The 10,859-nt window shown below is 66.3% G+C and carries 10 protein-coding genes; 2 read left to right on the top strand and 8 right to left on the bottom strand.

The features are described from left to right. Nucleotides 1-48: 48 nt before the first annotated feature. Together ACPXY0_RS18325 and ACPXY0_RS18320 are read left to right on the top strand one after the other, a co-directional pair. Nucleotides 49-516: a c-type cytochrome gene (locus tag ACPXY0_RS18325; protein ID WP_423927076.1), complete on the top strand. Its 468-nt coding sequence runs from the start codon at nucleotides 49-51 to the stop codon at nucleotides 514-516. A gap of 91 nt (nucleotides 517-607) precedes the next feature. Then, nucleotides 608-1,138 carry a DinB family protein gene (locus ACPXY0_RS18320; protein ID WP_419942898.1) on the top strand — a complete coding sequence of 177 codons (531 nt, stop codon included), beginning with the start codon at nucleotides 608-610 and terminating at the stop codon, nucleotides 1,136-1,138. A gap of 27 nt (nucleotides 1,139-1,165) precedes the next feature. On the opposite strand, the gene ACPXY0_RS18315 is transcribed toward ACPXY0_RS18320, so the two are convergent. The 8 genes from ACPXY0_RS18315 to ACPXY0_RS18280 all read right to left on the bottom strand — a co-directional run bounded on the left by ACPXY0_RS18315 (nucleotide 1,166) and on the right by ACPXY0_RS18280 (nucleotide 10,839). Beyond that, on the bottom strand, nucleotides 1,166-2,674 hold the full coding sequence (locus tag ACPXY0_RS18315; protein WP_423927074.1) for an SAP domain-containing protein: 1,509 nt from the start codon (nucleotides 2,672-2,674) through the stop codon (nucleotides 1,166-1,168). 144 nt (nucleotides 2,675-2,818) lie between these two features. Beyond that, entirely contained in the window at nucleotides 2,819-4,588 is a 1,770-nt protein-coding gene (locus ACPXY0_RS18310) for a carbon starvation CstA family protein (RefSeq protein ID WP_423927072.1), read from the bottom strand. Between the two features lie 27 nt (nucleotides 4,589-4,615). Then, nucleotides 4,616-5,611 carry an ArsA family ATPase gene (locus ACPXY0_RS18305; protein ID WP_423927070.1) on the bottom strand — a complete coding sequence of 332 codons (996 nt, stop codon included), beginning with the start codon at nucleotides 5,609-5,611 and terminating at the stop codon, nucleotides 4,616-4,618. Continuing rightward, nucleotides 5,605-5,895, bottom strand: a complete 291-nt coding sequence (locus ACPXY0_RS18300) for a cory-CC-star protein (RefSeq protein ID WP_423927068.1) — start codon at nucleotides 5,893-5,895, stop codon at nucleotides 5,605-5,607. Before ACPXY0_RS18300 ends, ACPXY0_RS18305 begins: the two co-directional genes overlap by 7 nt. A 19-nt stretch (nucleotides 5,896-5,914) precedes the next feature. Next, entirely contained in the window at nucleotides 5,915-7,180 is a 1,266-nt protein-coding gene (locus tag ACPXY0_RS18295) for an ATP-binding protein (RefSeq protein ID WP_423927066.1), read from the bottom strand. Between the two features lie 217 nt (nucleotides 7,181-7,397). Continuing rightward, nucleotides 7,398-8,471, bottom strand: coding sequence for an amidohydrolase family protein (locus ACPXY0_RS18290; protein WP_423927064.1), 1,074 nt, complete (start codon nucleotides 8,469-8,471; stop codon nucleotides 7,398-7,400). An 80-nt stretch (nucleotides 8,472-8,551) separates the two neighbouring features. Next, nucleotides 8,552-8,689, bottom strand: coding sequence for a hypothetical protein (locus ACPXY0_RS18285; protein WP_423927062.1), 138 nt, complete (start codon nucleotides 8,687-8,689; stop codon nucleotides 8,552-8,554). 17 nt (nucleotides 8,690-8,706) lie between these two features. Next, nucleotides 8,707-10,839, bottom strand: coding sequence for a S9 family peptidase (locus ACPXY0_RS18280; protein WP_423927060.1), 2,133 nt, complete (start codon nucleotides 10,837-10,839; stop codon nucleotides 8,707-8,709). Between the last annotated feature and the right edge of the window lie 20 nt (nucleotides 10,840-10,859).

The raw sequence follows: 10,859 nt of genomic DNA, 5'->3' as shown, positions 1-10,859 counted from the left end.
CAGGTTGGGGCCACTTCTTCAGGCGTCGTCAACCAGAGAGGGACTTTGATGCGGATATTGGCAGGGGGACCATGGCGGAGCCTCCACGGGTCGATCGCAGCGGCCGTCATCGCGACGGTCTTCGGAGGCTCGGCGCTCGCCGCCCAGGATGAGGAAGCCCAGGAAGCCGAGGCGGAGGCCGGGGTCACAACCACGCAGGGCGTGTTCAGCGAGGAACAGGCCACGCGCGGGGAAGACGTGTTCTACAACATCTGCGCCGAATGCCACTTCGAGGAGGATTTCGGGGGACCGTTCATCCAGTCCTGGGTCGGCGCCTCGGTGAAGGATCTCGTCGACGAGATCGTGGCCACGATGCCGGAGGACAATCCGGGCGGGCTGCCCACCGAACAGTACCTCGACGTCGTCACCTACATGTTCAAACTCAACGGCATGCCCACGGGCGAGGACGAACTCGCCACCGATGACATGGATGCGGTGGAGATCGCGGTCGAAATCGCGGTCGAAATCGACCCCTGACGCCCAGCCCGCTCTTGTCTGAGCTGGTGGATGACATGGGAGAGGCCGGTCGACCCGACGGGGGCGGCCGGCCCCGCCCCCCTCCCGTTTCATGAGAGACTTCCCGAATTCCTACACGACGCAGGACTCCCTCGCCGGAATCCGGGACGGAATCGACCGCTGCCTCGCGGGCGCCCGGGACGAGGCCCGGCTGCACATCTCCGCACCCGATGTCTCGGCGTGGAACGTTCGGGACCATCTCGAGCACCTCCTCCTCTCCGACCGGAAAGTGCTGGACTGGGTGACCGACGCGCTGGCCCGCCGGAACCCGGAGACACGGGAGGACTTCCCGCGGGAGATCGGCGTGTCGCTCCTGGCACGCGGATCGATTCCGCGCGGCCGCGGGCCCGCCCCGGAGTTCACGCTTCCCGCCGGCATGGAGCCGGCCGACCTCCGAAACGGGTTCGAGGAACTCGGGACTCAGGCGACCGGTCTGGCGTCGCGAGTGCCGGAGTTGGACGCGTGTCTGCGCACGCTTCCCCACCCTGTGCTCGGTCCTTTCACGCCGCCGGAGTGGCTACGCTTCCTCCGCCTCCATCACCGGCATCACGACGCGATCATCCGCGACATACTGGAAGCCTGACCCCCCGCGGCCCCACCGGCTTGGGCCTTACAAGAACAGCCGCATACGCTGGTCGAGGACGGTGCGCGTGAGAATGCCCGTGGCGTTCAGAACCTCCAGGTTGAACGATTCCCGGGAGCTGCGGGCCCGCCACTCTTCAGCGACCCACACGAGATCCTCGGCCGCAATGAGTGCCACGTCGGTGTCACTCCCCGACTCGGACTTCAATCGAAGAGCGTTGGCCAAGGCTTCATCCGCCACGGAAGGGACGATGATCAGGAAGCAGGAGACGCGTTTCTCAGCATCGCGGATGTATCGCTTGAATTGCCTCAGGTGGCTTGGGGGAAACGTGTAGACGGTTTCTTTGCTCTTGTTGTCCCAGAGGAGCAACTCGCTGGTCTTGCCGAACGTAATGCAGCCGTCCGCGTGATCCGTCCCTTCCATATGCTGGAGTTCAAGTCCCAGCTTCTCGCTGAACAGAAAACGGGTGCCCTCTTCGAAGGCGCCCTCGATCTCCCGGTCTTTCGTGACGATCCGATTTGTTAGCAGGTTCGCTCGATCGCGGGCCGCCAACTCCACAAGGTACTGATAGTACCGCTCGCCGGGTGGTGTCTCCTCGGCGACATCCCTTATCACCAGGTTGGCGAAGTGACGAACAATCCGCGTGATTTTCGTCGGCTTGCTACCGCTGATCTTCAAGCCGGGTACTGATGTGCAGAGATGATACAGGTCCTCCTTCGAGAGACGCGCCAACGCGGTACTCGGCTTGACGCCAGTCAGAACCACCCTCTCGATACGCGCTTCCTTCTTGCCGGACTCAGGCATGCCCTCCGCTCGGAGGATCGTCGCCAGCTGTGCAACCGTAAGGTTAGAGAGCAGTTTGCCCCACGCGTGCGAGCTTAGCTCGATACCGAGGACGCGTCGCACCGACGGAGCTACCTCCTCGGGTATCACATACAAGCCACCGTTCGCGCGGTTACAATAGAAGACGATGCCGCAGCGCTGCAGATTGAGCAGGGCTTCCCGGCATTCCGCCGCGGTATGCAGGAGGTTCCCCTTCCGGGGAAAATGCTCCAACTGGGCCTGGATGATTCTCATGCTCAGCGGAGACAAACCCAAGCTCTCGCGCAGCACTCTCAGGAGTTCCAGTTCCTGATTGGTGACGATGGCGTCCTTCAGAGCGACTCTCATCACTGCACGCAACACTTCGACGGAGCGCGCATCTTCGTATCGGAGGGCCTGAGGAGAGGCCGCAGCGTCAAGCACTTGTTGCTGGAGCTGCGTAACGTTCTCCACAACGTCCAGCTCGGACGCGGTGCAGTCCGGAGAACCTATGAGAGCTTCGAGTACACACGTCTGACGGATCTGATCTTGAAGGCGGCCATCAAAGGCGAGAACCGCCTCGATTCTCCGCGGATCGGTCAACTCGCCGCTGTTCCGCAGAATGATCTCCCTCGCCCGCTCCTCATCCGACTTCGGGAAGTCCTTCGTGAAGCTGTCGACCACGCGTTGCAGCAGGCCCTTCGTCATCAGCTCTATTGCCTCGTCGACTCTCATCGCATCCCCTCCACCCAGTCTGTTATTGCCAAGACATCAGTCCGATAGCCCACTCACTCACCAGTCCGCAATGCGCGGAAGAAGCCCCCATCGGCGCCGGTCACGCATCCGACGTTGCTGGACGGCTGAGCGGGCACCCTGGTGCTATGCCACCCTTCCGGCTCGTACACGTCGAATCGCGGCGGCGCCCTCGAGCAGGAGCCAGATCTCGAGGATGAAGATCGCCGCACCCAGGATCAGTAACATCCACTGGTTCGCGCCGAAGAAGCGGTCGAGGTTGATGATCATGGCCCACGTCGTCATCACGAGCAGGAACGCCATCGGGATCAACGTCACCCAGAACGGCCGCCCCTTCCGCATCAGGTAGAGCGACACGATGAGCAGGGTGAGGCCGGCCAGCAGCTGGTTCGTGGTCCCGAACAGCGGCCAGATCATCATGCCGCCGGCGCCCCGGTCGGCCGAGAGCGCGAGGATGGCGCAGCTGACGACGGCGATTCCCGTGGCCACCCAGCGGTTCTGGATCGCCTTCACATTGTATTCGACGCCGAGTTCGCTGATGATGTAGCGCTGAAGCCGTATCGCCGTGTCGAGGGTCGTCGCCGCGAAGCTGATCACGACGACCGAGGCAAAGATGACGGCCACGCTCTCCGGGATCCCCAGACCGCCCGCGAGCACGCCCACGCCGTTGACGAAGGCGGTCGTGGCGCCAGCGGTCGCCGCCTCGAAGCTGCCGTAGTGCGCCTGCCAGAGGACGAGCCCCTGCGTCGCCCCAACATCCCGGCTGAGGAAGATCGCGAAGCCCGCTGTACACGCGATGATCGAGGTGACCGCGAGCGTCCCTTCGCCGATCGCGCCGCCGTAGCCCACATAGCGGGCGTCCGTCTCCTTCGCGAGCTGTTTTGATGAGGTGCCTGATCCGACGAGGCCGTGGAAGCCGCTGATCGCCCCGCACGCGATGGTGATGAAGAGGAGCGGCAGCCAGCCGGGCGTGTCGGCGGGCAGGTTCGTGTTGACCGGAGGGGCCACGACCTCCGGGTTCAGGACGATCACGCCGGCGGCGATGATCCCCAGCGCCACGAACAGCTGGTGCCCGTTCACATAGTCGCGCGGTTGGAGGAGGAGCCACACCGGCAGGACGGAGGCCACGAAGGTGTAGGCGAAGAGGATGAAGATCCACCCGACTCGCTGCCCGTCCGCGGCCGCCGCATCCCCCGCGGCCGCCGCATCCCCTCCCGCCGCGGCCAGCTGCGCCTCGGTCGGACTGAACCCCGCGAAGTCGGGCAGCGTGAACGGCATGTCCTGCCCAAACCAGATGAGCACGTACAGCGTGGCGAGCGCGCCCAGCGAGGGGAGGAGGATTCCCGTCCCCGTACGGTAGATGAGGAACCCGACGACCAGCGCCACGACGAGCGACCCCCACACCGGGACCACCGCCCCCGGGTTCGCCATGAACAGGTTGGCAATGATGACGGCGAACACGGCGTTCACCATCAGGAGCAGGAAGAAGATGATGAGCAGGAAGAGGACGCGGGCCCGCTTGCCCAGGATCGACTCGGTCAGCGTCCCGATCGAACGTCCCTTGTGGCGGCTCGAGATCCAGAGGGCGGCGAAGTCGTGAACCGCCCCGGCGAAGACCGTCCCGAGCACCACCCAGAGGAAGGCCGGCAGCCAGCCCCAGATGACGGCGATCGCGGGTCCCACGATCGGCGCCGCCCCCGCCACCGAGGTGAAGTGGTGCCCGAACAGCACGTGCTTGTTCGTCGGCACGTAGTCGACCCCGTCATGGAACTCGTGCGCCGGCGTCACGAAGTCGGGATCGAGCTTGAACACCTTCCCGGCGATGAAGCGCGAGTAGATGAGGATTCCGGTCAGAAAGGCCAGCAGGCCGATCACCAACAGGACGATCGCGCTCATCGGGTTACCTCCGCCTGGAAGTCCGTACTACGGTTCGTATACCGGAATCCGTCTCAGGGCGTCCACCCCCACCGGATCGGAGTCCTGGAGGTCGACGCGGAGGACAGGCCAATCTCCGAGACTCTCTGAGATCCTCGCAAGGTAGCCCGCCTGACGCTCCCGTCTCGCGGCGAGGAACGGGTCCTCCGTCGCGCCGCCGTCCCGCCCCGGGAGGAGCTGGTTCACGACGATCGCGCCCACCGGAACGTCGTGCTTCGCGAGGGCCTCGACCGCCTTCTCCGTCTCCCAGATCGGGAGACGTTCGGGGATCACGACGAACACGAACGCGGTCCGCGCCGGGTCGGTCAGGATTCGCCGCGCGCGCTGGAAGCGGTCGCGCCGCTCCTCGAGCGCCCCGAGGAGCGGGTCGTTCTCGAGCGCGGACGTCGCCTCGGATCCGGCCACGTTCTTCCACATCTGAGCCAGCGCCCCCACCTTCCGCCGCCGCTTTATGAGCCCGCCGATCCAGGTCGTCATCAACTCGGGAAGCGAGAGAAGCCGCAGCGTCTGGCCCGTCGGCGCCGTGTCGAAGACGATGCGGTCGTACTCCTCCCGCTCATCCTCGAGGATGCGGGTGAAACGGTCGAAGAGGGCGGACTCCAACGCGCCGGGCGAGACCCGGGCGATATCGATCTGCCGGTAGACCTCGCCCAGGAGCCGGGGCGGGGCGGCGGACGCCACGCGCTCCTTGACGGCTTCGATGTAGCGGTCCGCCTCCCGCTCCGGGTCGACCTCCATGGCCCAGCAGCGCTCCTCCACCCGCCGCGGCCGGTCGCCCAGTTCCGCCTGCAGCACGTCCGCCGTGGAGTGCGCCGGATCGGTGGAGACGAGGAGCGTGCGGTGCCCCCGCGCGGCCAGGTCGAGCGCGGCCACCGCCGCCATCGTGGTCTTCCCCACCCCACCCTTGCCACCGAAGAAGAGGATCGGCCGGTCCGGAAACGGGAGCGGCTTCCGGGGCTGGCCCGACTTCGATTCGCTCAGCAACAGCGGAAACCGCCCTCGGGTGGGTGTTCCATCCCCACCCTGACGTGCCACTCGTGAAACTCCTCGATGAGCGACGGATAGAGTTCGAGCATGTAGAACTGGATCGGGTTCGGCACGCCGAGGAGGTCCGAGAAGCCCATCAGCATGAACGCGTCGTGCTGCCGCAGGTACTCGCGGTGGATCGTGGCCCGGTACGGGGCGATGTACAGCCCCTCGTAGATGTCGCGCGCCTCCCGAAGCCAGCGCCGCCAGCGAGGCGCTTCCGTGTCCCTGTTCGATTCCATTCCGGGAATATCGCCTGCCTCAGGGGCCGAGCGCACCGATGGGAATCACGGCTACACCATCATTGCGGGTGTACCCGTACCCGCTCCCGACGATGACGCCCAGCGCGGCTGGCTCGCCGCAGCGTTCCGTTTCGACCCTGTCCGCGAACTTGAGGAGATTCCGCGCGGCCTCGTCGATTCTGCCTGTCCCGAGCTTGATCTCGAACGCCCCCCACCGACGGGGCCCGGCATCCACGATCGCATCGATCTCGAGACCCGTGTTGTCGCGGTAGTGAAACACGTCGGCGTCAATGGCCTGGGCATACACGCGGAGATCCCGCACGACCATGGACTCGAACAGGAACCCGAACCACTCGAAGTCGCTGAGGAGGTCTTCAGGACCGGCGCGCAACGCGGCTACTGCGAGGGAAGGATCCACGAAGTGACGTTTGGGCGAGCGCCGCAAGCGCGACCGCGACCGCAGCCTGGGTGACCACGGCGGCTGGTTCTCTACAACCATGAGTCGCTCAAGGGCCGTAAGATAGCCGCGGGCGGTCTCGTCGTTCAGTGAGCCACCCGGTCCGGCGACATCGCGCGCGATGGTAGCCATAGAAGCACACGTCGCGACGTTCCGAGCCAGGGAGTGCAGGAACCGGAGGACACGATCCGGGTCGCGCCGGATGCCGTCCACGCGTTGCAGATCGGCCCGGCATACGTCCTGCACATGGTTCCAGTTCGCACGCTGCGCCTGGCTGGGTGGGGACATCCGGTATTCCGGCCATCCGCCGATGCAGACGAGTTCGGCGAGCGTGTGTGCGGACAACTCCGCGGCCGGACTTCGCGCGGGGACGCCTTTCAGTGTGTCACACAACGATATCTTACCCGTCGACCGGCCAAGTTCGAACAACGACATGGGACGGAGACGCAGACGGATTATGCGCCCGGCCCCGGTGTGCCGCGTGATGTCGTCGGGGGGAACGGCCGATCCGGTGAGGATGAAGTGCCCGCGCCCGGCACGTTCATCGACGGCTCGGCGTACGTAGTTCCAAATGATGGGCGTTGTCTGCCATTCGTCGATCAGGCGAGGCGTCTCGCCATCGAGGATCAAAGCCGGATCGAAATCGATCGCTTCGCGCATTGCGTGGTCCGCGTCGAGAAACACAGCGCTGGCCGCCGCCTGCATGGCCAGTTCCGTCTTGCCGCAGGCGCGCGGACCTTCGATGAGAACGGCGCCGGCGGCCTCGAGGCATGCCTCCAGCTCCCGGTCGGCGACGCGAGGAACATAGGTCTTTGTCGTGACGCTCATGGCTGCTGACACGGCACCAGAGTTGAGGGTGTGGAGCGCGAAGTCACCGCCCGTCGTATCACACCCTAACTCTCCGATGGCGGATTGGCAACGCTTCCAGTAGGGTATCTACAACGTTTGCAGTATGGTATTTGCAATGATTTCAGGGGCAGTTTTGCGATTTCGAGCAGGGAGGGGCGTCCATCCAACTCTGATCGCGCCGCAGGCGGGGCCGGGCTCAGCCTCCGGTACCGCCCGCCAGTCGACGTTGCTCCCAAGTGCGCACGCGGGGAATGGCCGCGTTGAAGATGCGCTCGTAGTTGAGGCGTTCGACCTGCTCCCGGACCGTCGGGTCCAGTCGTTCCCACAGCAGGTCGTATACCGTGTAGTTGCCGACGTAGGCGTCCCAGTCGGCAGGGGCCACGGCGTCCGTGCCGAACAGGAACCGCGTCGGATGCCGCTCGATCAGCGCGGTCCATGCCTCGAGCGACGCGTCGTCCCGGACGAGGTATTGCGCGACTTCGTCCCAGGAGATGTCGAGGGCCACATGGTCGTAGCGCGGATCGGAGAGCAGGCGGTCGAGCCACGCGACGTGACCTTCCGCGGGGGCGATGAAGCGGCCCAGGCCCGTGTGCGCCCAGATGATCGTCGTCTCCGCGTGGCGGGCGAAGAGATCCAGCAGTTCCGCCGCGTGATGCGGCGGCTCGCTGGGGCGGACGTGATCGATATCGTTGTGGAAGATGACGACCAGGCCGATCTCCCCGGCGGTGGCCAGGATCCGGTCAAGGGCCGGGTTGCGCAGACTCGCCGCGTGTCCCGAGACCTTGGACGACACGAACTCCTTGTGGATGCTGAACTCGCCGATGCCGGCGAACACGCCGGGGAAGGTGAGCAGGGCGCGCTCAATGTGGTCGGAGGCGTACATGTCCGCCGGGTTGAAGCCCGTGATCATGGGATCGACGCGCCGGCGGTCCTCCTCCGGCAAGGCCAGGTATTCCTGCGCGATCACCGCGTCCACGAACGAATAGTAGTACAGGTCGGCGTTCGAACTCAGGTAGTAATCGGGCGCGTGGTCGCCCGACAGGAAGTAGTCCCATTTCTGCTGCAGCGGGATCCCGAACATGGCCACGCGCCCCACGCGGCCAGCCGTCATGTCCAGATAATCCCGCGCCGTCCCGCCCCGCTGGATATAGTTCAGGAGGTGGAAGTGGGAGTCGTTGAACAGCGCGGCGCCGCCCGTTTCGGCCGAAGATGTCGCCGTCCCCGCGACGGATGGGGTCGGCGTCGCAGTGGGGATGCTCGCGGTCTCCACCTGAGCACGCCCCGACGCACAGCCTGCCAGGAAGAGTCCTGCCGCAAGCACGGACGCCTGACGACCCACCGCCCGGGGGTTCAAAAGGCCATCCGGTCCACGAGTTGCGCCTGCATGAACCGCTCGTAGTCGTCCGACCAGCGTTCCGCCGACAGGTCTACCCCCACCTGGCACCCGGCCAGGAGAAGGGGGATGGCTGCGAGACCGCCGCGTCTCATGGCACGGATCTCCCGGATCACTGCTCGGACGTCGAGGGGGAGCGCAGCCACTCGTCCCACCATTCGAGTTGGACCCACATGCGGTGCACCATGCGCCACGGCGTCCAGCCCCCGTGGTACGACTCCGGATAGCGCACGAACTTCGCCGGCACCTGCTGCTTGCGGAGCGCCACGTACATCTGTTCAGCCTCTTCGACCGGCACGCGGTGGTCGTACTCCCCGTGGACGAACAGGGTCGGCGTGGTCACGCCCTTCGCGTGGATGATGGGAGAGGACCGCAGCAGATTCTCGAGGCCCCGCTCCTCCCACGGCGGTCCGAAGAACTCGCTCTCCTTGGTACGCGGGATATCGGCCACGCCGTAGTCGCTCACCCAGTTGGAGATCGAGGCCCCGGCGATGGCGGCGGCGAAGCGGTCGGTCTGGGTGATGACCCAGTTCGTGAGGTAGCCACCGTACGAATAGCCGGTGACGCCCATGCGGGCCGTGTCGATGTCGTAGTTCTCGATCGCGTGGTCGACGCCCGCCATCACGTCGTCGTAGTCGTTGAAGCCCCAGCCGCCCCACGTCCCCCAGCGGAAGGCCTCGCCGTATCCGGTCGAAGCCCGCGGGTTGGTGAACAGCACCATGAACCCGCGCCCCGCGAGCAACTGCTGGTCGAACGAAAACGTGTTCCCGTACGCCCCGTGCGGGCCGCCGTGCATCTGCAGCACCATCGGGAACCCGCCCTGCCCGGCCGCGTAGCCGCGCGCGGGGAGCATCCAGCCCTCGACCTCGGTCTCGTCCGGGCTCTGGAAGAGGAGACGTTCGGGGCTCGACAGGTCGAGTTGGGCGAGGAGTTCGCGATTGACGTCGGTGAGGCGGACTTCGTCCCGTCCTCCCGCATCGGCGGTCCAGATGTCGCCCGGCTCGGTCGGCGCCGTCCCCCGGAACGCGATGCGCGAGAAGTCCTCGGAGAACGAGAAGCCGCCGAGCCGGCGGGCGCCCTCGGTCACCTGTTCGACCGCACCCCCGGCCTCGGCGACGCGGAAGAGATGCGTGTTGCCCCGGATTCCCGCGGAGAAATAGACGTTCCGGCCGTCCGCGCTCACCTCGGGTCCCCCCGGGATCAGATCCCACTCGGCCGTCAGGTTGCGAACGCGCGTCCCGCTCCCCGCGTCGAACACGAACAGGTCGGACGGCGCGCCGCGGTCACGCCCTTCGGCGATGACGATGTCGAGACCTTCGTTACCCCGCGCCACGATCCGCTCGCCGTCGGCCGACCAGGCCGGGGACGAGTAGGTGTAGCCGTCGTCCGTGAGCCGCCGGACCTCGCGGTCCAGACTGACAACCCAGAGATCGGCCCGTTCGTAGGTGTGTTCGTCGCGCTGGTGGGCGTCGGCCGTGAAGGCGAGTTGCCGGCTGTCGGGACTCCAGGCGAGCCCGGAGGCGTCGACGCCGAGTTCCGTGAGCTGTCGCGGCTCTCCGCCCTCGGACGGCAACAGGTACACCTCCCGGGGCGGCGTCGCATTCGGATCGCGCGGGTCCGACAGGTATCCGCGCCGGTCGAAGCGGTAGTTCATCCAGTCGTACACCCGCCCGTCGAAGCGCTCGACCGTCCGCCGCTCGAAATCGGATGCGTAGCTCTGCTCCGGCGGGGGCGGCGGCGGAGTGGGCCGCGTGAAGGCGATCCAGCGGCCGTCCGGGCTGAACACCGGGGACCCGCCCAACCCCGGGATCTGGAAGGCTTCCCCGGCCGGGCGATCCATCCTCAGGAACCAGGTGCTCCCGGCGCTCGATCCGTCGGGGCCGGGCCGGTTCGAGGTGAAGACGAGGTAGCGACCGTCCGGGCTCCAGCGGGGCGAGGAGGCGCTGAAGCTCGGGCTCGTCACGCGCATCGGATCCCCGGACCCGTCGGCGTCGGCGAGCCAGATCTCGCGGTGCCGCCGGTTGTCTTCCTCGAGGACCGAGGTCACGACGTAGGCGACCCGCGATCCATCGGGCAAGAGGGCGGGACTCCCCGCGTCCTTCAGCCGGTAGTAGTCCTCGAGCGCGAGGGGGCGCCGCTCCTGCGCGGCGAGGCCGGCGGCCTGGAGCGTCGCAAACAGGCCGTGGGCCGCGAACGCCGCGGCCAAGGTGATCCACGAAAGCACCGAAGTGTTGCGAACGCGCATGGCGAGTCTCCCGGAAACGG

This window comes from Candidatus Palauibacter sp. (genome assembly GCF_965237495.1).
Classification (GTDB): Bacteria; Gemmatimonadota; Gemmatimonadetes; order Palauibacterales; family Palauibacteraceae; genus Palauibacter.
The sequence above is the reverse complement of the archived record's forward strand: the minus strand, read 5'-3'. Positions and strand labels throughout refer to the sequence as shown.